This is a genomic window from Mycobacteroides saopaulense, assembly GCF_001456355.1.
Taxonomy (GTDB): domain Bacteria; phylum Actinomycetota; class Actinomycetes; order Mycobacteriales; family Mycobacteriaceae; genus Mycobacterium; species Mycobacterium saopaulense.
Genome location: NZ_CP010271.1, coordinates 3,469,308 through 3,494,135, shown reverse-complemented (window position 1 = coordinate 3,494,135; position 24,828 = coordinate 3,469,308). Strand labels below are relative to the sequence as shown.

24 protein-coding genes and 1 pseudogene are annotated in these 24,828 nt (G+C 66.2%); 19 read left to right on the top strand and 6 right to left on the bottom strand.

Going from position 1 to position 24,828, the window contains the following annotated elements:
- Nucleotides 1-10: 10 nt before the first annotated feature.
- The 5 genes and pseudogenes from tsaD to MYCSP_RS17455 all read left to right on the top strand — a co-directional run bounded on the left by tsaD (nt 11) and on the right by MYCSP_RS17455 (nt 4,123).
- Nucleotides 11-1,036, top strand: coding sequence for a tRNA (adenosine(37)-N6)-threonylcarbamoyltransferase complex transferase subunit TsaD (tsaD, locus tag MYCSP_RS17475; protein ID WP_070909452.1), 1,026 nt, complete (start codon nt 11-13; stop codon nt 1,034-1,036).
- Nucleotides 1,036-1,490 (top strand): annotated as a pseudogene (locus MYCSP_RS17470) (nuclear transport factor 2 family protein). The gene tsaD and the pseudogene MYCSP_RS17470 overlap by 1 nt, the downstream one beginning before the upstream one ends.
- 183 nt (nt 1,491-1,673) lie before the next feature.
- Entirely contained in the window at nt 1,674-1,973 is a 300-nt protein-coding gene (gene groES / locus MYCSP_RS17465; protein WP_005056050.1) for a co-chaperone GroES, read from the top strand.
- 120 nt (nt 1,974-2,093) lie between these two features.
- On the top strand, nt 2,094-3,713 hold the full coding sequence (gene groL, locus MYCSP_RS17460; RefSeq protein ID WP_070909454.1) for a chaperonin GroEL: 1,620 nt from the start codon (nt 2,094-2,096) through the stop codon (nt 3,711-3,713).
- An 83-nt stretch (nt 3,714-3,796) separates the two neighbouring features.
- On the top strand, nt 3,797-4,123 hold the full coding sequence (locus tag MYCSP_RS17455) for a DUF4333 domain-containing protein (RefSeq protein WP_070909455.1): 327 nt from the start codon (nt 3,797-3,799) through the stop codon (nt 4,121-4,123).
- A gap of 66 nt (nt 4,124-4,189) precedes the next feature.
- Here MYCSP_RS17455 and MYCSP_RS17450 read toward each other — a convergent pair whose 3' ends face one another.
- A complete protein-coding gene (locus MYCSP_RS17450) occupies nt 4,190-4,480 on the bottom strand; it encodes a WhiB family transcriptional regulator (RefSeq protein ID WP_070909456.1) in 291 nt (96 codons plus the stop codon).
- Nucleotides 4,481-4,840: 360 nt separating this feature from the next.
- Here MYCSP_RS17450 and MYCSP_RS17445 point away from each other — a divergent pair, with 360 nt between their 5' ends.
- The 3 genes from MYCSP_RS17445 to MYCSP_RS17435 all read left to right on the top strand — a co-directional run bounded on the left by MYCSP_RS17445 (nt 4,841) and on the right by MYCSP_RS17435 (nt 7,699).
- Complete coding sequence (locus MYCSP_RS17445) at nt 4,841-5,668, top strand: hypothetical protein (protein WP_088414507.1); 828 nt, start codon at nt 4,841-4,843, stop codon at nt 5,666-5,668.
- 89 nt (nt 5,669-5,757) lie between these two features.
- On the top strand, nt 5,758-6,336 hold the full coding sequence (locus MYCSP_RS17440) for a sigma-70 family RNA polymerase sigma factor (RefSeq protein WP_070909458.1): 579 nt from the start codon (nt 5,758-5,760) through the stop codon (nt 6,334-6,336).
- Nucleotides 6,329-7,699 carry an anti-sigma-D factor RsdA gene (locus MYCSP_RS17435; protein ID WP_083016499.1) on the top strand — a complete coding sequence of 457 codons (1,371 nt, stop codon included), beginning with the start codon at nt 6,329-6,331 and terminating at the stop codon, nt 7,697-7,699. The genes MYCSP_RS17440 and MYCSP_RS17435 overlap by 8 nt, the downstream gene beginning before the upstream one ends.
- 16 nt (nt 7,700-7,715) lie before the next feature.
- Here MYCSP_RS17435 and MYCSP_RS17430 read toward each other — a convergent pair whose 3' ends face one another.
- Nucleotides 7,716-8,120, bottom strand: coding sequence for a DUF5319 domain-containing protein (locus tag MYCSP_RS17430; RefSeq protein WP_070910029.1), 405 nt, complete (start codon nt 8,118-8,120; stop codon nt 7,716-7,718).
- Nucleotides 8,121-8,272: 152 nt separating this feature from the next.
- Here MYCSP_RS17430 and guaB point away from each other — a divergent pair, with 152 nt between their 5' ends.
- From guaB to guaA, 4 genes are all read left to right on the top strand, one after another.
- The gene (gene guaB / locus MYCSP_RS17425; protein WP_083016404.1) at nt 8,273-9,796 is read left to right on the top strand and encodes an IMP dehydrogenase; all 1,524 of its coding nucleotides are present in this window, start codon (nt 8,273-8,275) and stop codon (nt 9,794-9,796) included.
- 26 nt (nt 9,797-9,822) lie between these two features.
- Entirely contained in the window at nt 9,823-10,959 is a 1,137-nt protein-coding gene (locus tag MYCSP_RS17420; RefSeq protein WP_070909460.1) for a GuaB3 family IMP dehydrogenase-related protein, read from the top strand.
- A gap of 93 nt (nt 10,960-11,052) precedes the next feature.
- A complete protein-coding gene (locus MYCSP_RS17415; protein WP_083016401.1) occupies nt 11,053-12,810 on the top strand; it encodes an FAD-dependent oxidoreductase in 1,758 nt (585 codons plus the stop codon).
- 69 nt (nt 12,811-12,879) lie between these two features.
- On the top strand, nt 12,880-14,460 hold the full coding sequence (gene guaA / locus MYCSP_RS17410) for a glutamine-hydrolyzing GMP synthase (protein ID WP_088414505.1): 1,581 nt from the start codon (nt 12,880-12,882) through the stop codon (nt 14,458-14,460).
- Nucleotides 14,461-14,464: 4 nt separating this feature from the next.
- Here guaA and MYCSP_RS17405 read toward each other — a convergent pair whose 3' ends face one another.
- Both MYCSP_RS17405 and MYCSP_RS17400 read right to left on the bottom strand, forming a co-directional pair.
- Entirely contained in the window at nt 14,465-14,752 is a 288-nt protein-coding gene (locus tag MYCSP_RS17405; RefSeq protein WP_070909463.1) for an LPXTG cell wall anchor domain-containing protein, read from the bottom strand.
- A complete protein-coding gene (locus MYCSP_RS17400) occupies nt 14,745-15,917 on the bottom strand; it encodes a PspC domain-containing protein (RefSeq protein ID WP_083016496.1) in 1,173 nt (390 codons plus the stop codon). Before MYCSP_RS17400 ends, MYCSP_RS17405 begins: the two co-directional genes overlap by 8 nt.
- A gap of 121 nt (nt 15,918-16,038) precedes the next feature.
- On the opposite strand from MYCSP_RS17400, the gene MYCSP_RS17395 reads away from it, so the two are divergent.
- The 4 genes from MYCSP_RS17395 (at nt 16,039) to MYCSP_RS17380 (ending at nt 20,385) form a co-directional block, all read left to right on the top strand.
- Nucleotides 16,039-17,280, top strand: a complete 1,242-nt coding sequence (locus MYCSP_RS17395; protein WP_268873094.1) for an ATP-binding protein — start codon at nt 16,039-16,041, stop codon at nt 17,278-17,280.
- Nucleotides 17,280-17,921 (top strand): response regulator, encoded by a 642-nt coding sequence (locus MYCSP_RS17390; RefSeq protein ID WP_083016393.1) that lies wholly within the window; start codon nt 17,280-17,282, stop codon nt 17,919-17,921. The genes MYCSP_RS17395 and MYCSP_RS17390 overlap by 1 nt, the downstream gene beginning before the upstream one ends.
- A gap of 192 nt (nt 17,922-18,113) precedes the next feature.
- On the top strand, nt 18,114-18,806 hold the full coding sequence (locus MYCSP_RS17385; RefSeq protein WP_088415656.1) for a hypothetical protein: 693 nt from the start codon (nt 18,114-18,116) through the stop codon (nt 18,804-18,806).
- Nucleotides 18,784-20,385: a DNA polymerase Y family protein gene (locus MYCSP_RS17380; RefSeq protein WP_209435416.1), complete on the top strand. Its 1,602-nt coding sequence runs from the start codon at nt 18,784-18,786 to the stop codon at nt 20,383-20,385. Before MYCSP_RS17385 ends, MYCSP_RS17380 begins: the two co-directional genes overlap by 23 nt.
- Before the next feature lie 10 nt (nt 20,386-20,395).
- On the opposite strand, the gene MYCSP_RS17375 is transcribed toward MYCSP_RS17380, so the two are convergent.
- The gene (locus MYCSP_RS17375; RefSeq protein ID WP_083016390.1) at nt 20,396-21,427 is read right to left on the bottom strand and encodes a nucleoside hydrolase; all 1,032 of its coding nucleotides are present in this window, start codon (nt 21,425-21,427) and stop codon (nt 20,396-20,398) included.
- 93 nt (nt 21,428-21,520) lie between these two features.
- On the opposite strand from MYCSP_RS17375, the gene MYCSP_RS23175 reads away from it, so the two are divergent.
- Nucleotides 21,521-21,679: an FAD-dependent oxidoreductase gene (locus tag MYCSP_RS23175; protein WP_109559164.1), complete on the top strand. Its 159-nt coding sequence runs from the start codon at nt 21,521-21,523 to the stop codon at nt 21,677-21,679.
- Here MYCSP_RS23175 and MYCSP_RS17370 read toward each other — a convergent pair.
- On the bottom strand, nt 21,639-23,651 hold the full coding sequence (locus tag MYCSP_RS17370; RefSeq protein ID WP_083016386.1) for an SDR family oxidoreductase: 2,013 nt from the start codon (nt 23,649-23,651) through the stop codon (nt 21,639-21,641). The two genes, MYCSP_RS23175 and MYCSP_RS17370, sit on opposite strands and share 41 nt — an antisense overlap.
- A gap of 129 nt (nt 23,652-23,780) precedes the next feature.
- Between MYCSP_RS17370 and MYCSP_RS17365 the strand changes: the two genes are divergently transcribed.
- The gene (locus MYCSP_RS17365) at nt 23,781-24,236 is read left to right on the top strand and encodes a hypothetical protein (RefSeq protein ID WP_088414501.1); all 456 of its coding nucleotides are present in this window, start codon (nt 23,781-23,783) and stop codon (nt 24,234-24,236) included.
- 29 nt (nt 24,237-24,265) lie between these two features.
- Nucleotides 24,266-24,769, top strand: a complete 504-nt coding sequence (locus MYCSP_RS17360; protein ID WP_088415654.1) for a PH domain-containing protein — start codon at nt 24,266-24,268, stop codon at nt 24,767-24,769.
- The last annotated feature ends 59 nt before the right edge of the window (nt 24,770-24,828 follow it).

The window sequence follows — 24,828 nt, the reverse complement described above, 5'->3', positions numbered from 1 at the left end:
TGATGCGGCCATGACAGTCATCCTTGCCATCGAAAGCTCCTGCGATGAAACCGGAGTGGGTATCGCCGAGCTGACCCCCGACGGGTCGGTGGTGCTGTTGGCCGACGAGGTGGCGTCCAGCGTCGACGAACATGCCCGTTTCGGCGGGGTGGTGCCCGAGATCGCCTCTCGCGCACATCTGGAGGCGCTCGGAGTCACCGCGCGGCGTGCGCTGGACATCGCCGGCGTGCAGAAGCCGGATGTGGTCGCCGCGACCATCGGTCCCGGCCTGGCCGGTGCGCTCCTGGTCGGGGTCTCGGCCGCCAAGGGTCTGGCGTTGGCCTGGGGTGTGCCCTTCTACGGGGTGAACCATTTGGGCGGGCACATCGCCGCCGACGTCTTCGAAAACGGGCCGCTGCCCGAGTGCGTGGCGCTGCTAGTCTCGGGCGGGCACACCAGCCTGCTGCACGTGAGGTCGCTGGCCGAGCCCATCGAGGAGCTCGGTGCCACCGTCGACGATGCCGCGGGCGAGGCCTACGACAAGGTGGCGCGGCTGCTCGGGTTGGGTTACCCGGGCGGCAAGGTGCTCGACGAGCTTGCGCAACAAGGCGATTCGTCAGCGGTTCCATTTCCGCGCGGGATGACGGGTCCGCGCGATGATCGGCACAGCTTCAGCTTCTCGGGCTTGAAGACGGCTGTGGCGCGCTATGTGGAAAAGAACCCCGACTTCGTGCCGGCCGACGTGGCGGCGGGCTTTCAGGAATCGGTGGCCGACGTGCTGACCATGAAGGCGGTGCGCGCGGCGACGGACCTCGGGGTGTCGACTCTGCTGATCGCCGGTGGGGTGGCTGCCAACTCGCGGGTGCGGGAATTGGCCGAGCAGCGGTGCGCCCAGGCCGGCGTGACACTGCGGGTGCCACCGCTGCGGCTGTGCACGGACAACGGCGCGATGATCGCCTCCTTCGCGGCGCATCTGGTGGCTGCGGGTGCGCAACCGTCCTCGCTGCAGGCCGCCGCCGACCCGGGGCTGCCCGTGGTGAAGGGGCAGGTGCGCTGATGAGCGTCGCGGACCGGCTGGCCATCACCGATCTGCTGTATCGCTACGCCGAGTTGATGGACGCGGGGGACTTCGACGGGGTTGGGGAGTTGCTTGGCCGTAGCACCTTCGGTGGGCAGCAGGGGAGCGTGTCCGGCGCCTCGGCATCACCAAACTCTTCTTCACCACCACGCGCCGTTATCGGGAGACCGGTGGCACCCCGCGCACCCGACATCTGGTGCTCAATCCGATCGTCGAGGTCACCGGGGATGGCACGGCCTCGGCCCGCTCGACGTTCTGTGTGGTGCAGGCCACCGAAAGGTTGCCGTTGCAGCCGATTGTCGTGGGCCGGTATCGGGACACGTTCGGCCGCGACGAGCAGGGCTGGTACTTCAGCTCGCGGCGGGTAGATGTCGAGATGATCGGCGATGTGTCAGCTCATCTGCTCATGGATCCGGGGGCGTTGGACAGTTAGGTGACAGCCCAGCCTTGAGCACTAGCACTCTCATGTATAGAGTGCTAGATGGCGATCGGTTGACGTCGTGTCGGCACCCGCGACGACGGCGCGACACTCATCCGGCCGCCGAAATATTCATTGACAATCCAGGCTCATGGGCAGCAGGCCCACCGAGCCACCCTGAGAGGGAAAGGGATCACTGTGGCCGTGAACATCAAGCCACTCGAGGACAAGATCCTCGTTCAGGCCAATGAGGCCGAGACCACGACCGCTTCCGGTCTGGTCATCCCGGACACCGCCAAGGAGAAGCCGCAAGAAGGCACCGTCGTCGCAGTTGGCCCCGGCCGCTGGGATGAGGATGGCGAGAAGCGGATCCCCCTGGACGTGTCCGAAGGCGACGTCGTCATCTACAGCAAGTACGGCGGCACCGAGATCAAGTACAACGGCGAGGAGTACCTGATCCTGTCGGCTCGCGACGTGCTGGCTGTCGTTAGCAAATAACCGAGCAAGCAGAACCGTGTGACCGCCCCGGAATCGACCTGCTTTGCAGGCGATGTCCGGGGCGGCACGCGTTTTTACCCATTCCTGTCCGGTGCTGAAACAGCCGAATAGAGAGAACACATGAGCAAGCTGATCGAATTCAACGAGACCGCGCGCCGCGCCCTGGAAGCCGGGGTCAACAAGCTGGCCGACGCGGTCAAGGTCACGCTCGGTCCCCGTGGACGGCACGTGGTGCTGGCCAAGGCATTCGGCGGTCCCGCCGTGACCAATGACGGCGTCACCATCGCTCGCGACATCGACCTAGAGGACCCGTTCGAGAACCTGGGTGCCCAGCTGGTCAAGTCGGTGGCCACCAAGACCAACGACGTTGCCGGTGACGGCACCACCACCGCCACCGTGCTGGCCCAGGCGCTGGTCAAGGCCGGCCTGCGCAACGTGGCCGCCGGTGCCAACCCCATCGCGCTCGGCGCCGGCATCGCCCGCGCCGCCGACGCGGTGTCCGAGCGGCTGCTGACGGTGGCCGCGCCGGTGTCCGGCGAGCACGCCATCGCCCAGGTGGCCACGGTCTCCTCGCGCGATCCCGAGATCGGCGAGCTGGTCGGCGAGGCCATGACCAAGGTCGGCGGCGACGGCGTGGTCAGCGTCGAGGAGTCCTCGACCATCAACACCGAACTGGTGATCACCGATGGTGTGCAGTTCGACAAGGGCTATCTGTCGCAGTACTTCGTGACCGACTTCGACGAGCAGAAGGCGATCCTGGAAGACGCACTGGTGCTGCTGCACCGCGACAAGATCAGCTCGCTGCCCGACCTGCTGCCGCTGCTGGAGCTGGTGGCCAAGGAGGGCAAGCCGCTGCTGATCGTGGCCGAGGACGTGGAGGGCGAGCCGCTGTCCACCCTGGTCGTCAACGCGATCCGCAAGACCCTCAAGGCCGTCGCGGTCAAGGCGCCGTTCTTCGGCGACCGCCGCAAGGCGTTCCTGGAGGACCTGGCCATCGTGACCAACGCCCAGGTGGTCAACCCCGACGTGGGTCTGTCGCTGCGTGAGGTCGGCATCGAGGTGCTTGGCACCGCCCGCCGCATCGTGGTGAGCAAGGACGAGACGGTCATCGTCGAGGGCGGCGGCTCGGAGGAGGCCATCAAGGCGCGCGTCGCGCAGCTGAAGGCCGAGATCGAGACCACCGACTCGGACTGGGACCGCGAGAAGCTGCAGGAGCGTCTGGCCAAGCTGGCCGGCGGTGTGGCGGTGATCAAGGTGGGTGCCGCCACCGACACCGCGCTCAAGGAGCGCAAGCACCGCGTCGAGGACGCCGTCTCGGCGGCCAAGGCCGCCGTGGAAGAGGGCATCGTCGCGGGCGGCGGTAGCGCCCTCGTGCAGGCCCGTTCGGCGCTGGACCGTTTGCGTGCAGAGCTCAAGGGTGACGAGGCCAAGGGCGTCGACGTGTTCGAGGCCGCGCTGTCCGCGCCGCTGTTCTGGATCGCCACCAACGCCGGGCTGGACGGAGCCGTCGTGGTGAGCAAGGTGGCCGAGCTGGATGCCGGGCACGGCTTCAACGCGGCGACGCTGGAGTACGGCGACCTGATCGCCGAGGGCGTCATCGACCCGGTGAAGGTGACCCGCTCGGCCGTCATCAACGCGGCCTCGGCGGCTCGCATGATCCTGACGACGGAAACCTCCATCGTGGACAAGCCGGCCGAAGAAGCCGACCACGGGCACGGCCACCACGGTCACGCCCACTAGACAGCGCTACGACAACACCCCCGGCCTGCGAAGCCGGGGGTGTTTCCGTCTCTACGGGGTTTACTGAGCAGATGGCTATTCACATGCCGCGGCTGGCGGCGCTTGTCCTGGTGGGGCTGCTGCTTTCGGGCTGCGAGGCGCATTTCAGCCTCGGGTCATCGTCCCCGGAACTGGCCAAGGCGAAGCTGGAGACCGGGCTCAAGGATGCGATCACGGAGAAGACCGGTGTCGCGCTCACCGGAGTCCGCTGCGACGGGCCGTTGAAGGGGGAGAAGGGGGCCACACAGCGCTGTGCGGTCGTCGACGGCGAGGGTAAGACGATCGGTGTCACCGTGACGGCCACCGGTGTTGAGGGGACGAAGATCTCCTTCAACTGGAAGGTCGACGACCAGCCGAGCTCCACCACATAAGGCCCCGGGCAAACATCGGGCCCCCGCCACCAACTGGGTGCGGGGGCCCGATGTTCGCTGCACGTATTAGGCGGAGCGGCGTACTCCGCGGCGCAGAATCAGTTCGCGTTCGGACTCGGAGAGTCCACCCCAGATTCCGTAAGGCTCGGCGACGGCAAGCGCGTGTGCGCGGCACTGCACCAGCACCGGGCATGCCCGGCACATCTCCTTGGCCTTCATCTCGCGCTGTGCGCGGGCACGGCCGCGTTCACCGTCGGGATGGAAGAACACCGACGAATCGACTCCTCGGCAAACACCCTTCATCTGCCAATCCCAAATATCTGCGTTGGGCCCAGGCAATTGCTGTGGCTGCGGCATGTGGTTAACCCTCTCGCTGCGCGCGCATTCGACCTGCGCGTGAGTAAGTAGCACCAGACGTGTCGCCAATGACAAGCGGTGTAAACAACGTAGGTGCGCGGTAGAAATCCAGTCAATAGGCGATGATCATGGCAACATCACACCATTAGGTCCAGAATTAACATCACGTTCATCGCCTTTGCTCATGCCTGGTACGTAACGCTCGCTCAGCTGCGTGGTCAGCGGGTTTTGGCCGTGGGTTTTCCGTTTCCTTAACGCTGTGTTGGTGAAGTGTTCACAGCTCTGGTTGACGCCGATTTAACGTGCGGAGCATCAACTGTTAACGCCATATTTGACGGAATTGATACCGTGGCCGCTCCCATGGTGACTTTCCGAACCTCCGCAGTGACCGCGCTCACCGATGCCGCCTTCGGTCCGCGCTCAGCTACTTGGCCGCTGGTGTCCGCCTCGACACCTGAGGATGCCTGGTTGCGCGCCGTGGCGCTCGGTGGAGCGGGGCGCTACGGCGCCGCGCACGCCGAATTGAATGCCATCGCGGTCTCGCGTCCCGGCAGACTGGCCTCGCTGGTGCTGAGTACTCGCGCATCGCACGTGCGTCAGCTCGGGTGGCATGCGCAGGCACGTGGGTTGGACGGCCGGGCGCTGGCGATGGCCGGTACTGACGCTGAGGCGCGCGCTGATGCGCTCATCGGGCTGGCGGCGGATGCACTGGGGCTGGCGCGATTCCCGCTTGCTCACGCGTTACTGGAACGGGCCGAACCGCTGTCGGAGCGCGGCGATGTTCGTTGGCCGTGGCGCCTACCGCTGCGGCTGGCCTGGGTGCACGCCGAGCTGGCGATGGTGTCCGGTGATGGTGGGCGATCGCTGCGGTACGCCCGCACCGCCGAACAGCTCGCCCGTGACGTGCCATCGGTAAGGCACCAGGTCAAGACCTCGATGGTGCTCGCCGCGGCGCTCAGTAGTGCCGGCGATTTCGATGAATCCGCCCTCGTCGCGGCACGCGGCCTGCAGGCGGCGGGGGCGAACGGACTGGTGCCGCTGCGCTGGGCGCTGGCGGCGATGCTGGAGAGCTTGCCCGCCTCTGAGGAGGCGGGGCAACGTCGTGAAGACCTCGTTGCTATTCGCCGCGAATGTGCCGCGTGGATAGCCCATGCGGGCGGGCGCTGGCGTCTGGAGGTGGCGGACTAAATGCGCTGCCCGTCTGCGTCCAACGCTATTGTCCTAGGTAACAGCACCACCACGGTGCACCACACGTAACACTGGGGAATGCGCAGTCGATGACAAGTACGGAGAGCGGGCTCGACGACGTCGTTGCTGCTGCCGTCAAAGGCGATCGCGACGCGCTTTCCGAGGTACTTAGTGCCATCCGGCCCGTCGTGGTGCGATATTGCCGCGCGCGGGTCGGGACGGCGGAAAGAAGTGGTCTCTCCGCAGACGACGTAGCGCAGGAGGTGTGTCTCGCGGTGATCGCAGCGCTGCCTCGCTACCAAGATCAGGGACGCCCGTTCCTGGCATTTGTGTACGGCATCGCCGCGCACAAGGTGGCCGATGCGCATCGTGCGATGGCCAGGGACAAGTCCGATCCGGCCGAGACTCTCCCTGAGCAGTTCGACCGCCATGCCGGTCCCGAGCAGGAGGCGCTGAACTCCGAATCGGCGCGGCGGATGCAGGCCCTGTTGGAGGTGCTGCCCGAGAAGCAGCGCGAAATCCTCATCTTGCGCGTCGTCGTCGGTCTGTCGGCAGAAGAGACCGCCGATGCGGTCGGCAGTAGCGCGGGTGCGGTACGGGTGGCGCAGCACCGGGCGTTGCAGAGACTCAAGGCTGAGATGACCCGGGCGGGTGATCACCGTGGCTGATGGACGTGGATGGTTCCCCGGCGGGCAGGGCTGGCAGGAGAACGAGGGCCCGGAGGATCTGGCGGCGCTGCGGCGCACCAACCGGATGATCGATGCCATCGCGGCGGATCTGCCGGTGGCCACCTCCGATTCCGACGAGTACGCCGTGGCGATGATGTTGGCGGCGTGGCGTGAGGATGTCGGCCGCGAGCCGATGCCTGCGAAACCCACGCTCGGGCAGGCGCGTAACGCGCTGCGTGAGCGCGGTGGCCGTTCACGGCTGCTGGCTACGACGGTGGGTTCGGCCGCCGCGGTGACACTGTTGTTCGGCGGATTCGGCGCGGCGGTGTACCAGTCGCATCCCGGTGACGCCTTGTATGGGCTGCGTACCTCGTTGTTCGGCGCGCCCCCGCCGGTGCGGACCGATCCGGTGGTGCTGTCGGCGCAGACCGAACTCGCACAGGTGGAAAAGCTTATTTCCCAAGGAGATTGGGAGGGCGCGCAGGAGCAGCTCGGTGTGGCCGCCGCGCGCGTCAACGAGGTCGGCGACGCGCAGCAGAAGGCCGAATTGGCCAGCCGCGTGCAGCAAGCCGAGGTCAGGATCGACGCCAAGAACCCTGAGGCGACGGTGCCGCCGGAAATGGTGACCGAGACTCCGCGAATCATGTTGTCGCCGCCCGTGATTCCACCTTTGGGGAATTCGACGTCGCCGACAGCTCCGACGGTTTCCCCTACGTCCGTCACGACCGGCGGGTCCGAGACGACGACGGTTCCCTCTCTTTCGACGACGGAGACCACGAATTCGACCTCCGTGCCGCCGAGCACGTCCGGCTCGACGTCGACGAGCTCCACATCTGTTTCGACGTCCACGTCCGCATCGACCTCTGCGACGGCCACGTCGACACCGCCGAGCTCGGCATCGACGGCCACGTCGTCCGTAGCGACGGAAACATCGACGGCACCCGCGACGTCCACTGCTGTGCCAGGGGTGACCACGTCCGCGCCGACGGCGACCATCGTCACCACGGCGCCCTCCACGGCGGCGATCGTGACCGTCCCCACAACCCCCGAGGGGGTGACCATCGTCACCACCCGCCCCGGAGCCGTCGACACCCCCGTCATCACCGCGCCGACGACAATCCAGGCGCCGTCACCGATTACCCGCACCCCCGACAACCCGGTGCCGAACTATCAGGCACCGGTCAACGTCCCAGGGGCTGGGACCATCAACGGCTCGCCGGGCATCGGTGGAAGCGCGGGTTCGGGATCCGATGGTCCGTCGCGACACATGCCGGCGATGACCTCGGTGCCGGTGGCACCGGCCAACCCCGGAGGCGGGTCGTCGAGTCAGGGAAGCGGAACGGGCACCCACTCCGGCGAGTAGGCCGAGAACAAGCAGATCAGCGGAAACCGTCGCGGTCGGTCGCTGCCTCGTTGAGTGAGGCATCGGCGTACCCGCGGCAATAATCCCAGGTCACATACGCTTCGGGCTCGGGATCGAAGGCAGGCTCGTGCGGACGGACGGTCCCGTCGACCAGCAGCTGTAGCAGGTTCGCGCGCAGCATGTCCCAGTCGTGGTAGTGATCCTGCTGGCATTCGTCACAGCAAACGACCAACCCGCGGATTCCCTTGTGGGCGAGCAACGCCTCGTAGACCGCGAGGTCGGCCAGATCCTCCTCGACCGCGATCCGCTCCTGCTGGTCGAGGGGCTGACCCGGCTCGATCGCATCGAGCGCGGCCGACGGATCATGGGGATCGTCGGCGAAGGGGTCTGGTGGCAATCCCGGCGGAAAGTGGTCGCGCACACCCTTAGAGTACGCAATTCGCGGCTTCGCGCGCCAGCTCACCTGGGGCATGTCCGGGGATATCGGGACCGAAGCGAGCCGATAGGATGGATCTACTCCTTTCCATTCCACCCCTGGGATGTATACGACGGCTATCTGGCATGGAGGCTTGAATGACCATTGCGGCAGGGTCCGTCCACACCGGCGGCGACGACCCGCACAAGGTCGCCATGCTCGGGTTGACGTTCGACGACGTGTTGTTGCTGCCTGCGGCATCGGATGTGCTGCCCGCGGGCGCGGACACCTCGTCTCAGCTCACCAAGCGGATCAGACTGAACGTCCCGCTGGTCAGTTCGGCGATGGACACGGTGACCGAGGCGCGGATGGCCATCGCGATGGCGCGTGCCGGTGGCATGGGTGTGCTGCACCGCAACCTCTCGCTGGAAGACCAGGCCGGTCAGGTCGAGACCGTCAAGCGATCCGAAGCCGGGATGGTGACCAACCCGGTGACCTGCTCGCCCGAGAACACCCTGGCCGAGGTGGACGCGTTGTGTGCGCGGTTCCGCATCTCGGGTCTGCCCGTCGTGGACAAGGGCGGCGCGCTCGTGGGCATCATCACCAACCGGGACATGCGGTTCGAGGCCGACCTTTCCAAGCCGGTTGCCGAGGTGATGACCAAGGCGCCGCTGATCACCGCGCGCCAGGGCGTCACCGCCGATGCCGCGTTGGGACTGTTGCGGCGCAACAAGATCGAGAAGCTGCCCATCGTCGACGGTGAGGGACGGCTCACCGGATTGATCACGGTGAAGGACTTCGCCAAGACCGAGCAGCATCCCAATGCCACCAAGGACAGCGACGGACGCCTTTTGGTCGGCGCGGCGGTGGGTGTGGGCGATGACTCCTGGACGCGGGCCATGGCGCTCGTAGACGCGGGTGTCGATGTGCTGATCGTGGACACGGCGCACGCGCACAACCGCAAGGTGCTGGACATGGTCGGCAAGCTCAAGGCCGAGGTGGGCGAGCGCGTCGACGTGGTCGGCGGCAACGTGGCGACCCGGTCGGGTGCTGCCGCGCTCATCGAGGCCGGTGCCGACGCGGTGAAGGTCGGTGTGGGCCCAGGGTCCATCTGCACCACCCGTGTGGTGGCCGGTGTGGGAGCGCCGCAGATCACCGCGATTCTGGAGGCATCGGCGGTCTGCCATCTGGCGGGTGTGCCTGTCATCGCCGACGGCGGCATGCAGTACTCGGGCGATATCGCCAAGGCGCTGGCAGCCGGTGCGTCGACGGCGATGCTGGGCTCGCTGCTGGCCGGTACCGCCGAGTCGCCGGGTGAGCTGATCTTCGTCAACGGCAAGCAGTTCAAGAGCTACCGGGGTATGGGGTCCATGGGGGCCATGCAGGGACGCGGCGCGGCCAAGTCCTACTCGAAGGACCGCTACTTCCAGGACGATGTGTTGTCGGAGGACAAGCTGGTGCCCGAGGGCATCGAGGGCCGGGTTCCTTTCCGTGGTCCCTTGTCGACGGTCATGCATCAGCTGACGGGCGGCCTGCGTGCCGCCATGGGGTACACCGGGGCGTCGAGCATCGAGGAGCTGCAGCGCGCTCAGTTCGTACAGATCACGGCGGCGGGGCTCAAGGAAAGCCATCCGCACGACATCACCATGACGGCCGAAGCGCCGAACTACTACGTGCGTTAACAGTCTGCACGGCAAAGGAAGTCAACATGCGTGACCTCGTCGAAATCGGCATGGGCAGAACCGCCCGCCGCACCTATGAGCTCGATGATGTGAACATCGTTCCGTCCCGTCGTACGCGTTCCTCGCAGGATGTGTCGACCGCATGGCAGCTCGATGCCTACCGCTTCGAGATCCCGGTGGTGGCGCATCCGACCGATGCGCTGGTTTCGCCGCGATTCGCCATCGAACTGGGGCGGGCCGGTGGGCTCGGCGTCATCAACGGCGAGGGGTTGTGGGGCCGGCACGCTGATGTCGAGGCCCGCATCGCCGAGGTGGTGGAGGTGGCCCAGAAGGAACCGGAGCCTTCCTCCGCGATTCGTTTGCTGCAGCAATTGCATTCAGCGCCAATCGATCCCGAGCTGTTGGCGGCGGCCATCGCCGAGGTTCGTGGGGCCGGTGTCACCACCGCGGTCCGTGTGAGTCCCCAGAACGCGCAACTGCTCACCCCGCATCTGATCGCCGCCGGTATCGACCTGCTGGTCATCCACGGCACCATCGTCTCGGCCGAGCGAGTGGCCCGCGACGGGGAGCCACTCAACCTGAAAACCTTTATCTCCGAGCTGGATATCCCGGTTGTCGCCGGTGGCGTGATCGATCACCGCACCGCGTTGCATCTGATGCGCACCGGGGCCGCGGGTGTCATCGTCGGATACGGGCAGACGGCGGGTGCGACGACCAGCGGTGAGGTGCTGGGCGTGAGCGTCGCCATGGCTACGGCCATCGCCGATGCCGCCGCCGCCCGTCGCGAGTATCTCGACGAGACCGGCGGCCGGTATGTGCACGTGCTGGCCGACGGCGACATCCACACCTCGGGAGATCTGGCGAAGGCCATCGCCTGCGGTGCCGACGCCGTCGTGCTGGGTACACCGCTGGCGGCGGCGCAGGAGGCCGCCGGTGACGGATGGTTCTGGCCGAATGCCGCCGCGCATCCCTCGCTACCCCGTGGTGCGCTGTTGCAGGTCGCGGTGGGGGAGCGGCCGCCGTTGAGCGAGGTGCTCGCCGGGCCGTCCGACGACCCGTTCGGCACGTTGAATCTTGTTGGTGGGCTCCGTCGTTCGATGGCCAAGTCCGGGTATTGCGATCTCAAGGAATTCCAGAAGGTCGGGCTGACCGTCAACTCTTAGACGTGTGTCTACTTAGGGTGACCTAATTTACATTACCCCCCTCGTTGTATTCCATACTGGTCGGTAACGTGACCATGCGGAGGTAGGCCAACGATGTCATCACCGGTAGCAGTCCCTGTGAAGCACGAAGCAGATACCGACTTCGACGTCCTCATCGTCGGATCCGGATTCGGCGGAAGCGTCACCGCCATGCGGTTGACCGAAAAGGGTTACCGCGTGGGCGTCCTAGAGGCCGGCCGCCGGTTCTCGGACGAGGAATTCGCCGAAACATCGTGGAATCTGCGCAAATTCCTGTGGGCGCCCATGTTCAAGTGCTTCGGGATTCAGCGGATCCATCTGCTGAGCAACTGCATGATCTTGGCGGGTGCCGGGGTTGGCGGTGGTTCGCTGAACTACGCCAACACCCTGTACGTGCCGCCGGACCCCTTCTTCAACGACCCCCAGTGGAAGGGCATCACCGACTGGCGTTCCGAGCTCGCGCCCCACTACGAGCAGGCGCAACGGATGCTCGGTGTGGTGAAGAACCCCACCTTCACCGACGCGGACCGGCTCATCAAGGAGGTGGCCGACGATATGGGTGCCGGCGACACCTTCGTCGCGACGCCCGTGGGCGTGTACTTCGGGCCCGACGGCACCAAGGCCCCCGGAGTCAAGGTGGCCGACCCCTACTTCGGCGGTGCCGGCCCCGACCGGGTGGGCTGCACCGAGTGCGGTTCCTGCATGACCGGTTGCCGGGTCGGCGCCAAGAACACTCTCGTCAAGAACTACCTGGGGCTGGCGGAATCCCGTGGAGCCCAGGTCATTCCGCTCACCACCGTTACCGCGATCGAAGAGGGCGCCGACGGGATATGGCGGGTGTCGACCAAGACCACCGGCCGCTGGGTGCGTAAGCGTCGGAAGACCTACACGGCCAAGCACGTGGTGCTGGCAGCCGGCACGTGGGGCACCCAGAACCTGTTATTCAAGATGAAGGACAAGGGTCTGCTGCCCAAGCTGTCACAGCGCCTGGGCGTATTGACCCGCACCAATTCAGAATCCATCGTCGGTGCGGGCCGATTGGAATACAAGGACGATCTGGACCTCACCCATGGTGTGGCCATCACGTCTTCGTTCCACCCGACCAGCGATACGCATATCGAGCCGGTGCGGTACGGCAAGGGCTCCAACGCGATGGGTCTGCTGCAAACCCTGATGACCGACGGCGACGGCGAGAAGTCTCGGTGGCGCCAGCTCGTCGAGGCCGCGCGTGCAGATCCGCGGGGCACCCTGCGCATGCTGAACGTGACGCAGTGGAGCGAGCGGACCGTCATCGCACTGGTCATGCAGCACCTGGACAACTCGATCACCACCTTCACCAAGAAGACGCTGTTCTGGCGGCGTCTGGACAGCAAGCAGGGCCATGGCGAGCCCAACCCCACGTGGATCCCGGCGGGTAATGAGGCCACCCGGCGACTTGCCGCCAAGATCGACGGGGTGGCCGGTGGCACCTGGGGTGAGCTGTTCAACATTCCGCTCACCGCGCATTTCCTGGGTGGAGCCGTCATCGGGACGAGCCCGGAGGACGGTGTCATCGATCCCTATCACCGGGTGTACGGCTACCCGACCATGTACGTCGTGGATGGTGCGGCCATCTCGGCGAATCTGGGTGTCAACCCGTCACTGAGCATCACCGCACAGGCTGAGCGGGCGGCGTCGTTGTGGCCCAACAAGGGCGAGACGGATCTGCGCCCGGAACAGGGGCTGCCGTATCAGCGGATGGCGCCGGTGCCGCCGGCGCACCCGGTGGTGCCGGCAGGTGCACCCGGCGCATTGCGGAGTCTGCCGATCGAACCGGTGCGGTCGGTCAGCTAGTTCCCGCACGCGAGTGGGGGGTACCTCCCACGTGTGGGGGCGCGCCCCCATCGCCACTAAACTAGGCCGGTGGCGCAAACGGAGCAGCATGGCGACCGACCGGTACTGGTCATCGATTTCGGGGCACAGTACGCGCAGCTGATCGCGCGTCGGGTGCGAGAGGCGCGGGTGTTCTCGGAGGTGATCCCGCACTCGGCGAGCATCGACGAGATCAAGGAGCGCAACCCCCGGGCCATCGTGCTGTCCGGTGGTCCGTCGAGTGTCTACGAAGAGGGCGCCCCCCAGCTCGACCCCGCCGTTTTCGATCTGGATGTTCCGGTCTTCGGCATCTGCTACGGCTTCCAGGCCATGGCGCAGGTGCTGGGCGGAACCGTCGCGCATACCGGTACCAGCGAGTACGGTCGCACCGAGCTGAAGGTTGCGGGTGGGGATCTGCACGAGGGTCTGCCCAGCGTTCAGCCGGTGTGGATGAGCCACGGCGATGCGGTTACCGAAGCGCCGCAGGGCTTTACCGTTGTCGCCAGCAGCGAGGGCGCTCCCGTGGCGGCGTTCGAGAACCGCGCGCGGCGCCTGGCCGGGGTTCAGTATCACCCCGAGGTGCTGCATTCGCCGCATGGTCAGCAGATACTCAGCCGTTTTCTGCACGAGTTCGCGGGCATCGAATCCGCCTGGACGGCGGCCAATATCGCCGAGACGCTGATCGAGCAGGTCCGCAAGCAAATCGGCGACGGACGCGCGCTGTGCGCACTGTCGGGTGGCGTGGATTCCGCGGTGGCGGCCGCGCTGGTGCAACGCGCGATCGGGGACAGGCTCACCTGTGTCTTCGTCGATCACGGTCTGCTGCGCAGCGGCGAGCGGGCGCAGGTGGAGCACGATTTCGTCGCGGCGACCGGCGCCAAGCTGGTGACCGTCGACGCCTCGGAGACCTTCCTGGGCGAGCTGGCCGGGGTGACGGACCCGGAGACCAAGCGCAAAATCATTGGCCGCGAGTTCATCCGGTCGTTCGAGGGAGCCGTCTCCGATGTCGTCGGTGATTCGCGGCGCGACGACACTGCGGGAATCGAGTTCCTGGTGCAGGGCACGCTGTATCCGGATGTCGTCGAGTCGGGTGGTGGCAGCGGTACTGCCAACATCAAGAGTCACCACAACGTGGGTGGGCTTCCCGAGGATCTGACCTTCACCCTCGTGGAACCGTTGCGGCTGCTCTTCAAGGACGAGGTCCGCGCGGTGGGTCGGGAATTGGGCCTGCCCGAGGAAATCGTTGGCCGCCAGCCTTTCCCGGGGCCGGGTCTGGCCATCAGGATCGTTGGCGAGGTCACTCCCGACCGGTTGGACACCCTGCGCCGTGCCGATGCCATTGCGCGCGAGGAACTTACCGCCGCCGGCCAGGATCGCAACATCTGGCAGTGCCCGGTGGTGCTGTTGGCCGACGTGCGTTCGGTCGGGGTGCAGGGTGACGGACGCACGTACGGGCATCCCATCGTGCTGCGGCCGGTGTCCAGTGAGGACGCGATGACTGCGGATTGGACTCGCTTGCCCTACGAAGTGCTGGAGCGAATCTCGACTCGGATCACCAACGAGGTCCCCGAGGTGAACCGGGTGGTGCTGGACATCACCAGCAAGCCACCCGGCACCATCGAATGGGAGTGATCCGCTAGCTGCGGTTGCGCCGGGTCGGAACCGCCACTAGCGCAACACCGATGGCGATCGCGATGGTGATCGCAACCCAGCCGAGCAGGTCGCTGTGTATCAGCGCGACGAAGTCTTCGCCGGTGAGTGCCCAGCCTCCGACGAGCACTGCGATGAGTCCGGACAGGCCAAGAATGATCGATGGCCTGCTCTTCTCATCGCCAGTGGTGGGCAGTGGGGCTTCCGTCTGATTCTCCGCTTCGGCAGTTGTCTCGGCGACTTCGGTCGCGGGGTCATTGATATTCTCAGACACGTTGCACCTCAATACTTCCTACGTTGGCAGTGGCGTTGATGGTCAGCACCGGCCCGGCGCCGATGGGTGAGGGCAAACAGTCGAAGCTGCCGACGCTCACCTCACATTTGGTGCGCACGTTCATGGTTGTTGGAACCAGCACCTGGATATCGCCCATCCCGGCGTCGATGTTCACGGTCTTGTCGCCGGCGAGTGTGACCTGCGTCAGATCCAGGGTGATGGTGCCGATACCGATCTCGTAGTAGTCGTCGAGATCGGAAGCTTCTGTGGGGCGGTAGCTTTGATCGCCGACATTGAGAGAAACCTCCAACGGTCCTATCGAGGACGCCACGATGACGAATCCGGCCAGGGGAATGGCGAGCAAGAGTAGCGCGTAACCGCGGCGGAGCCATGCGCCCACCAGCATGCCCGCCCCCAGAATGACCAGCGCCGTCGCGCTGACCACCACCGGTGTCACCCAGCTGCCGCCGAGCAGTCCGATGGCCACGAGCAGCGCACTGACGATGAGCGCGGCGCCAATGGTCACCGGGGTCACGCGGGACTTGGGCTTGGCCGGCGGTGCCGGCAGCGGAGTCGATTCGGGCAGATCCCAGGTGAAGGGCGACATCCCCGGCGGATTCCAGGTCGGAGGGGGTGGGGGCAGGGGTACCGACAGTGGGTCGGTCTCCGGCTTGGTCGGGCCGACAGGTGCCGTCGCGATGTCGGACTGGTCATCCGTGGTCAGGGGTGGTTGATCGGCAGAAGCTGCCGGGGCCGACGGCGGTTCGGTCTGGCGTTGATAGAGCAGATACCAGCCTCCGAGCAGCACCGCGGCGCTGACGAATCCCCACGGGTCGCGGTCGGGGTCGATGAACGGCCCGCCGATGAGCAGCAGGACGATGATCCAGAAGACCATCTTGACCTTGGACTCGTGGTACGGCGTGCTGTAGCGGGCGGTGGGCATCAACAGCCAGCACGCTACGTACATGATGGCGCCCGCACCGCCGAAAAGCGTTGTGACCACGAAAATTACGCGGACAAGCAGCGGGTCCACGTTGTAGCGGTAGCCGATTCCCGCGGCAACACCGGCGAGCTTGCCGTGTCCGGGCAGTCGCAACGGGCGAGTCCGCCACATGTCTCCCAGCGTGGACGAAGGCGTCCGCCGGGTGGTCGTATCGGTGTCCATGACAGCCATGTTGCCCAGCCGCAGGCATGTCCGCCATCAGGATTCACCCTGATCTTTGCAATACGGGGTTCAGGGATAAGCCCGATGTCACGGGGAACTTTGCCATGGCAGTATCGCAGAGATGAGTCCCAGGTTCCGGAATGCGTTCGCCGGCGGAAATCGGCTGACCGCCGCCCCGCCGTTGCGTCGGCGTACCGGTGGGCGAGTGGTGGCCGGTGTCGCCGGAGGACTCGCGGACCATCTCGACGTGCCGGTTTTCCGGGTGCGATTGGCCTTCGCGGTACTCGGCGCGGCCAGCGGAATGGGCATCGTGGCGTACGGGCTGCTGTGGATGCTGATGCCGCCGGGCGATGACATCGCAGCCGTCAGTCCTACCGACCGCAGACGGGCAACCGGGCTGCTGCTGTTAAGCCTTGCCGCGCTGATCATCTTGATGTCGACCGTCAGTGGTTCGACGGCGTCGTTGGTCTTCCCGACCGTGCTCGCGCTGACGGGACTCGCGGTGGTGTGGCGCGAATTCGATGCGCAGGGGCCAAGTTTGGCGGTGCTTGGAGCGCCCGGCAGACCTTCGATGCTCACCTTGGTCCGGGTGATCGCCGGTGCGGCATTGGTCTTCGGTGGGATCGCGGTGGTGGTCCTGCGCAATGTGGACCTGTCTTCCTTGCGTGACTCACTGGTGGCCATCGCAGCCACCCTGGTGGGCGCGGTGTTGTTGACTGTGCCGCTGTGGCTGCGGTTGTGGCGTGCGCTCGGTATCGAGCGTGCCGCTCGCATTCGCACCGAGGAGCGCGACGAGATCGCCTCGCATCTGCATGATTCGGTGCTGCAGACGCTGGCGCTGATCCAGAAGCGCACCGACAACCCCAGTGAGGTGTTGCGCCTGGCGCGCAGCCAGGAGCGGGAACTGCGCAGTTGGCTGTTCTCCTCGGGGGCTTCCTCGGATTCGTCGCTGGCGCAGGAGCTGCGCGCCGTGGCCGGAGAGGTGGAGGACACGCACACCGTGGTGGTCAGTTCGGTGATCGTCGGTGATGTCGACCTGGCACTGGAGCCGGAGACCGGGCGCGCGTTGGTCGGGGCCACCCGTGAGGCATTGGTCAACGCTGCCAAGCACTCCGGGCAATCGGACATCAACCTGTATGCCGAGGTGGAGCCCGGTCAGATCAGTGTCTTCGTCAGGGATCGGGGTAAGGGGTTCGATCCCGAAGAGGTGCCTCAAGATCGGCAGGGCATCGTGCGCTCCATCAAGGCCAGGGTGATGCGCCGGGGCGGGCAGGTACAGATCAAGTCGGAGATCGGCAAGGGCACTGAGGTGCGAATCATCATGCCGTACAAGACCAACGACGTCGACGAGAAAGAAGAGTGATGCTGCGGGTATTCCTGGTCGACGATCACGGGGTGTTCCGGTCCGGCGTGCGGGCAGAGCTGGCGGGCGAGTCGGATATCGACATCGTGGGCGAGGCGGGTTCGGTGGCCGAGGCGGTGGCCGGAATCCGCGCCAGTGCGCCGGATGTGGTGTTACTCGACGTGCACATGCCCGCGGGCGGCGGGGTTGCCGTCATCAACGGGGTCGGTGGCTCTGGGCCGGTATTTCTTGCGCTCAGTGTGTCCGATGCTGCCGAGGATGTCATCGCGGTGATCAGGGCTGGGGCCAGAGGCTATGTCACCAAGACGATTTCGGGCAGCGAGCTCGCCGATGCGGTGCGCCGGGTGTCCGGTGGCGATGCGGTGTTCAGCCCGCGGTTGGCCGGATTCGTGCTCGATTCGTTTACCGGACGGTCGAATGCTCCGGAGCCTGCGCTGGATCCGGAGCTGGATTCGTTGACTCCGCGTGAGCTCGAGGTGCTGCGGCTCCTGGCCCGCGGGTACACCTACCGGGAGATCGCCGAGGATCTGGTGATCTCGGTCAAGACGGTGGAGACGCACGCCTCCAATGTGCTGCGTAAGACCCAGCAGTCCAATCGCAACGCGCTGACCCGGTGGGCGCACACCCGCCAGCTCGACTGACGCTCTAGGTCCGTCGACACGCCGCCTCATGGCGTCCATGTGCGACACGAATCCACCACACTGCGGCGTGTCGGCAGATGGGGCTGTCGCTCCTCCCGGTCCGCACCTGCCACCTTGACGGTTGTCGGTGGCGAGGTGTTTACTCCAGGCATCGAACATATGTTCTAGTTGGGCGTGTCTGGAGGTGCGGTTGTGACGGCAGTGGCGGCCGCCGATGAACAGCTGGTCAACCGTGCTGACCAGCTGCGAAAGCTCCGGCAGCAGATGGCGGCGATATCGGGGAAGGTAGGCGGGGACAGGTCGGCGGCAGGGCGGTTTCAGGAAGCTCTGCCGGATACACAATCTTTGCTGCCGGGATCCGAAGCGCTGGCCAGCTCGATAGGTCACGTGTTGCGACGTGGCACGGTCGCGGTGGCCGGCGGGGCCCGATCGCTGCCCTTGGACGTGGTGGCCTCGGTGACAGCGGCGGGTGGCTACGCCGCGATCGTGGGCATGCCCGATGTGAGCGTGTTGGCCGCGGTGGAGCGGGGAGCGGACCTGAGCCGCTTGGCGTTGATTCCCCACCCGGGACTGAGCGGGGTGGAGGTGGCCTCGGTGCTCATGGACGGCATGGATCTGGTGGTGCTGGGCCTGGGCGGCCGAAGGGTGGTCTCGACGTCGGCGCGCGCGATAGTGGCCCGGGCGCACAGCAACGGATGCACACTGCTGGCCGTCGACGGGGACTGGGAAGGCGCCGCGGTGCGGCTGCAGGCGTGGGTGACGGGCTATGACGGGATGTCGGCCTGCGGTCTGGGCCGGATTCGCGGGGTGCGGACGGTGGTGCGGGCGCGTGGGCGTGGGGGGCGGGAGGTGCGTGGCAGCCATGGCACGATCAGGTCCGCCTGAAAGGCCGGGAAAAGGACGGCGCAAAGCGCCACGGGTGCTGGCTATCTGGTGCCCCGACTGGCCAGCGGTGGCCGCCGCGGCGATGGCTGATCTTCCTGCGACCCGGCCGGTGGCGGTGACTCTGGCCAACAGGGTGACGGCATGCACCGCCGCCGCCCGGGCGCTGGGAGTGCGCCGAGGTATGCGGCGGCGCGAGTCTCAAGCACGTTGTCCGCAACTGCATGTCGCGGTGGCCGACGCCGATCGCGACGCGCGGTTCTTCGAGCCGATGATCGCCGCGGTGGACGATCTGGTTCCGGGGGCCGAGATCCTGCGCCCCGGATTGATGGCATTGCCGGTAACCGGTGCCGCCCGGTATTTCGGCAGCGAGCAGACCGCGGCGGAGCGGCTGGCCGATGCGGTATCGGTGGCCGGGGCCGAATGTCAGGTGGGCATCGCCGATCAGATATCCACGGCGGTGTATGCCGCGCGGCATGCGGCGCTGGTGCCACCCGGTGAAGACGCGCGGTTCCTGGCTTCCTTGTCGATCAGGGAGATGGCCGCCGAACCCAGCCTGTGTCATCCGCAGCGTGAAGACCTGGTGGATCTGCTGTGGCGCATGGGTATTCGCACCATAGGGGCTTTCGCAGAGCTGGAGCGCTCGGATGTTGCCTCGCGGTTCGACGATGACGCGGTGCAGGCACACCGCCATGCGCGGGCGGAACCGCAGCGGCCGCCCGCGGGGCACGCGGTCCCGGCCGAGCTGGGGGTCGAGCTGTCGTGTGATCCGCCGGTCGATCGGGTGGATGCGGCGGCTTTCGCGGGGCGGACGCTGGCGGTGAATCTGCACGAGAGGCTGTCCTCGGCGGGAGTGGCCTGTTCCCGGTTGGCCATTCACGCCGTCACGGTGGATGGCCAGGAGCTGTCGCGGGTGTGGCGGTGTGCCGAACCGCTCACCGAGGAGGCGACCGCCGATCGGGTGCGTTGGCAGCTTGACGGTTGGCTTGCCCGCCGCCGGTCTCTGGATGGGCCGGTGGCGATGCTGAGGCTGGAACCGGTCGAGGTGGTGACCGCCGAGGCGTTGCAGCTGACGTTGTGGGGAGCGGTGGGAGCCGAAGAACGGCAGCGGGCACGTCGCGCGCTGACGCGAGTTCAGGATCTGTTGGGAGAGGAGTCGGTACAGGTGGGTGTGATCAGCGGTGGGCGCGGTCCGGCCGAGCGAATCACCTTGGTGCCCTTGGGGGATGAGCTGAAGCCGCGGGCAGACCCCGATGCCCCGTGGCCCGGGCGGTTTCCCGATCCGGCGCCGGTGGTGTTATCCGATGAACCGGTGGAGTTGTTGGATGTCGACGGAGCGCCGGTGACGGTGACCGGGCGGGGCATGTTTTCGGGGGAACCGGCCAGGGTTCGTCGCGGCGATGGCCGCTGGGAATTGAGTTGGTGGGCCGGGCCATGGCCGATCGACGAGAGATGGTGGGAGGAGCGGGAGGTTTCGGTGGCGGCGCGAGCGCAGGTGCTGCTGGAAGACAAAGGCGGGGGCCGGGCGCTGCTCCTGCACTTCCGCAGGCAGCGTTGGTATGTGGAGGGCGTATATGAATGACGGGCGGAAGTCAGCTGGCTCCGTCGAGTTTTCGCGCGAACGCACCCACCCGCTCGATGAACCGCCCGAAGAACACTTCGGGGTCGGTCTCCACCGCGATCTGCGCGTTGGGCTTCTGGCCCCACTGGCCCTTCCAGTCCGCGATGGTCATGGCGCGCGTCAGATCGCCGGTCAGCTCGACATCGACAGTTGCGGAACGGGTTTGCACGAGTGACGGATCCAGTGCCACCGCGGCGGCAAAGGGATCGTGCATGTGGGCCAAGAAGCCTTCGTCCTGCTTCATGTGGAACTCGAAGTAGAAACGCGCCGCGTCTTCGATGAACCGCAGCAGCGAGTTGCTCGCCGCCGAGCGGCTGGACGGAAGGTCCAAGACCGACAGCGGGGTGGTGGTGGCGCCTGCGGTCTCGGCCAGCTTGGTCAGATGCTCCGGCGTCATGGCGATCGTCTCGGTGAGATTGAGCCCGCACACGATCGGAAGCTCTTGTACGCCAGCGGCTCCCCAGGCGGCGTACACCTCCGCCGTGGCACCCGGGTCCACCACCACATTCCATTCGGCCACCGGTGTGGTGTTGCCCGGGTAGTCGAAGGAACCGCCCATGATCACGAGTCGTTTGAGGAGTCTGGGCAACTCGGGCTCGGTACGTAGGGCCAGTGCCAGATTGGTGAGCGGGCCGGTGGCCAGGCCCACCAACTCACCGGGATGTGCGTGTGCGGCCTTCACCCAGGCCTCGGCCGCGTCGTACTCGGTGAGCGTGCGCGCGGTGTCCGGCAGTGTGGCATACCCTAGCCCGGTGGGGCCGTGGGTGTCTTCCGCGGTGCGTAGGGCCGCGCTCAACGGCTCGGCGACACCCTTGGCGACAGGGATCTGTGGTGCCTTGCATAACTCCAGCAGGCCCAGGTTGTTCGCGCAGACATGGTCCACCGCGACATTGCCCGCAGTAGAGGCGATGCCGACGATCTCCACACCCTCGCTAGCGAGGAGATAGATCAATCCCAGTGCGTCGTCCACTCCGGTATCGACGTCGGCAAAAACGGGAACCATGGACGTCAACCTACCGGCAGTTAGCTCCGCAGGCGGATTCGACAAGCCGTAGAGCACCGCCCTACCCGGGATATCGGTGTTCCCGAATGGTTCATGCCGCTACAGTCGGTGCCGGTCGGCGACATCCACTGGGCGGGCACCGAAACGGCAAGCGATCACGCGGGTTATCTCGAAGGGGCGATCGAGGCGGGTATCCGGGCGGCCCGGGAGGTCACCAATGCACTCCGGGGATCAGGCGCACCGCCTTCTTGACGGGGCGCGGAACGCGCAGCTTCGACACGGCCGCAACGCGCTTGGCCGCCTTGGGGCGACGGCGAGAGGTCGAGACGTCCCGGCGTTCGTCGACGGGCTCCAGACCTCGGGCGGCGCGAGAATCGGGGTACGCCAGGTACATCTGGTGCATGATCCGCCGAGTCAATTTCGGGGTCATGTATCTGCCGATGTCGGCGTAGGTCCCCATGGGGTGATCGATCCGGGTCGGCTTCTCGACAAGACCGCGAATGACCATGGCGGCGGCATGTTCGGGGGTCAGCCCGGGCACCACGTTCAGCTTGTGGGAAGGCTGAATCATCGGGGTCTTCACCAGTGGCATATGGATGTTGGTGAAGGTGATGTGATCCGATACCGTCTCGGTCGCGACCACATCGGAGAAGGCGTCCAGCGCCGCCTTGGTCGGGATGTACGACGCATATTTGGGGTTACGGGTCTGCACACCGGCCGTCGACACGTTGACCACGTGGCCGAATTTCCTTTCCCGCCAATGGGGAAGAAGCGCCAACACCAACCGGACGGCGCCAAAGTAGTTGATCGCCATGACGCGTTCGTAGTCATGGAATCGATCGACGGTGTTCACCGCTGAGCGGCGGATGGAGCGTCCGGCATTGTTCACCAGGTAGTCGACATGCCCGAACTGTCCGAGGATGCTCTTCACGGTGTCGTCGACGGCCGAGTAATCGGTCAGATCGCAGGGGAACGAATGCGCCTTGCCGCCGTCCTCCCGGATCTCTGCGACCAGACTGTCAAGGGCCGCGACATCGCGCGCCACGGCGAAGACGGTGCCGCCGCGCTGGGCGACCGCGATGGCCGCGGCGCGGCCGATGCCGCTGGAGGCGCCGGTGATGATGACGTGCCGGCCGACCAGCGGTCCGGCGGGATCATCGCGGCGATACCGCTGGGGGTCCAGGTTTCTGCGCCAGTACTGATACAGCTTGCCCGCGTAGCTACCGAACGGCGGAACGGTGATTCCACTGGGACGCAGCGCTTCTTGCGTCGCCTCGGAGACGAAGGTGGGCATGATCTCGGTGATGTCGATGACCTCGGGCGGGATGCCCAACTGGGTGACCACCATATTGCGCCAGACCTTGAGCGTGCCGCGTGCCCGCAGGAACGGAGTGGCCACCGCGTGGGGCAGTGAACCGCGCACGGGCGGCAGACCGGCTGCGGCGGCGATGCCGGAGTAGATATCACGCAGGTAGGTCACCTCGGGATTGGTCAGGTGGAAGGCCTGTCCGTCCCGTCCGTCCTGGTGCATCAGCTCGACGGTCGCGTCGACGACGTAGTCGACCGGAACGATGTTGGAGCGCCCGGCCTTGGGCAACATCATTGGTGTGAACCGGGGGAGCTTGGCGAGCCTGGCGAAGACCCCGAAGAAGTAGTACGGGCCGTCGATCTTGTCCATCTCGCCGGTCTTGGAATCGCCGACGACGACGGCGGGTCGGTAAATCCGGTAGCGCAGACCGGGTTCGGAGCGCACCAACAACTCGGCCTCGAACTTGGTCTGGTGGTACGGCGTCGGCAGATCCTGGTTGACGTCGAAGTCCTCCTCGGTGAACTCGCCCTCGTAGCTTCCGGCGACCGCAATGGAGGAGATGTGGTGCAGGGTGGCGCCGGTGCGTTTGGCCAGACCGATGACCGAACGCGTCCCCTCGACGTTGGCGGCGCGCTGTGCCTCGTCGTCGACGGTGATGTCGTAGATCGCAGCACAGTGCACGATGTGATCGGCGGTGACCGGATCGCCCTCGGTGGGCAGGCCCAGATCGGGCTGGGTGAGGTCACCCACCAGCGGCTGCACGCGGTCGTCCCACTGCTCGGCGAGTTTCTCGAAGCGGGCCAGGGACTCGCGTCGCACCAGTACGGCGATTTCGGCCCCCCGCTGGGTCTCCAGGATTCGGGTCACAATCCGCCGTCCGATGAATCCGGTGCCGCCGGTGACGATGTATTTCACGTGCTACCCCTGAGACTGTTAGGCCGCTTATCGGCCCGTTTGGACACATCGTTGCCGTTTTGGGGTATTTCGTCAACGATGTGTGACAAGTTCGTCAGGGCAGAGTTAGCCATGGGGGATACTCCAGGAATGTCGCGTATCCAGGTGTTCAGTGCTGCCCGGACCGCAGGCAACACTGCCTGGTGGGTGTTCGTGGTTGCCGCCTTGGTGAACCGGGGGCTGAACCCGCAGGGCTGGGACTACGGGTGGACCGCCTACACTCCGCTGACCGACGGCATGCCGCGCCGGTACGCCGACTATGTGCCGTTCGAGCCCGCCGCCGTGCAGTTGGTGGGCGTGATCGCATGGATCGCCTTCTGTGCCGTGGTGATCGCGGCCGTCGTCGAGTTGGCCGTCGTTCGGCGGTGGACCGCCGTGGTGTCGGTGGTCATGCCGTTCGTTTCGTTGGGCTTGATCGTCTATGCGTTCGGTGGCCTCGACCGTACGATCGTCTGGTCGCCGACCGCGGTGCTGGTGTTCGTGCTTGCGGCCATTGCGACACGGCAGGTGTGGATGATCCGGTTCGCTCCGGCGGTGGGGAAGTAGCGGTGATCGATACGGTGTCGACCGAGCCTGTGGTGCCGATCGCGCCGCCGGGGCTCGGTGCCAGCAGATCGGCGCCGGTGCTTTGGGCCATCCACTACGCACTGGCGAGCATCCCCCTGGTTGTCGTCGTCGCGGCAGTGTGGGCGGTGACCGCGTTGCCCGCCCATGCCAGCACCCCGTTGGAGCACGTGGTGGGCGCGCTGGGGTTGTTGTGCATCGCGTGTGCGGTGGCGTGGGTGGTGCTTCGGCCGCTGCAGCGTTACCGGGAATACCGGTGGGGCGTCCTGGACGACAGCCTGTTGTATATCGCGTCGAAGACATTGTGGCTCAGGTCTTTCTGGGTCATCCCGTGTGCGCTGGTGCGGACCGTGGAACTACGACAAGACCCGCTGTCGCGATCGCTGGGGCTGGCGACGGTCGTGGTGCGGGCCGATCAAGGCGAGCTGCGGATCGTGGGGCTGGATACCGAGGCCGCGCGGGATGTCGTCGAGAGACTGTTCGGCCTGGTGGACGAGGCTTCGCTCTATCAATGATGTGACGGTTCCATGTCCGTCGCGTGGTCCTGAGTGTTAGCATCGCATCGCTGTCGCCG

What these genes read in the sequence shown, in the direction of transcription:
- tsaD (WP_070909452.1), top strand. Translation starts at nt 11, where the DNA reads ATGACAGTCATCCTTGCCATCGAAAGCTCCTGCGATGAAACCGGAGTG.
- groL (WP_070909454.1), top strand. Translation starts at nt 2,094, where the DNA reads ATGAGCAAGCTGATCGAATTCAACGAGACCGCGCGCCGCGCCCTGGAA.
- MYCSP_RS17455 (WP_070909455.1), top strand. Translation starts at nt 3,797, where the DNA reads ATGCCGCGGCTGGCGGCGCTTGTCCTGGTGGGGCTGCTGCTTTCGGGC.
- MYCSP_RS17450 (WP_070909456.1), bottom strand. Translation starts at nt 4,480, where the DNA reads ATGCCGCAGCCACAGCAATTGCCTGGGCCCAACGCAGATATTTGGGAT.
- MYCSP_RS17445 (WP_088414507.1), top strand. Translation starts at nt 4,841, where the DNA reads ATGGTGACTTTCCGAACCTCCGCAGTGACCGCGCTCACCGATGCCGCC.
- MYCSP_RS17440 (WP_070909458.1), top strand. Translation starts at nt 5,758, where the DNA reads ATGACAAGTACGGAGAGCGGGCTCGACGACGTCGTTGCTGCTGCCGTC.
- guaB (WP_083016404.1), top strand. Translation starts at nt 8,273, where the DNA reads ATGACCATTGCGGCAGGGTCCGTCCACACCGGCGGCGACGACCCGCAC.
- MYCSP_RS17420 (WP_070909460.1), top strand. Translation starts at nt 9,823, where the DNA reads ATGCGTGACCTCGTCGAAATCGGCATGGGCAGAACCGCCCGCCGCACC.
- MYCSP_RS17415 (WP_083016401.1), top strand. Translation starts at nt 11,053, where the DNA reads ATGTCATCACCGGTAGCAGTCCCTGTGAAGCACGAAGCAGATACCGAC.
- MYCSP_RS17400 (WP_083016496.1), bottom strand. Translation starts at nt 15,917, where the DNA reads ATGGACACCGATACGACCACCCGGCGGACGCCTTCGTCCACGCTGGGA.
- MYCSP_RS17395 (WP_268873094.1), top strand. Translation starts at nt 16,039, where the DNA reads ATGAGTCCCAGGTTCCGGAATGCGTTCGCCGGCGGAAATCGGCTGACC.
- MYCSP_RS17390 (WP_083016393.1), top strand. Translation starts at nt 17,280, where the DNA reads ATGCTGCGGGTATTCCTGGTCGACGATCACGGGGTGTTCCGGTCCGGC.
- MYCSP_RS17380 (WP_209435416.1), top strand. Translation starts at nt 18,784, where the DNA reads ATGGCACGATCAGGTCCGCCTGAAAGGCCGGGAAAAGGACGGCGCAAA.
- MYCSP_RS17375 (WP_083016390.1), bottom strand. Translation starts at nt 21,427, where the DNA reads ATGGTTCCCGTTTTTGCCGACGTCGATACCGGAGTGGACGACGCACTG.
- MYCSP_RS23175 (WP_109559164.1), top strand. Translation starts at nt 21,521, where the DNA reads ATGCCGCTACAGTCGGTGCCGGTCGGCGACATCCACTGGGCGGGCACC.
- MYCSP_RS17365 (WP_088414501.1), top strand. Translation starts at nt 23,781, where the DNA reads ATGTCGCGTATCCAGGTGTTCAGTGCTGCCCGGACCGCAGGCAACACT.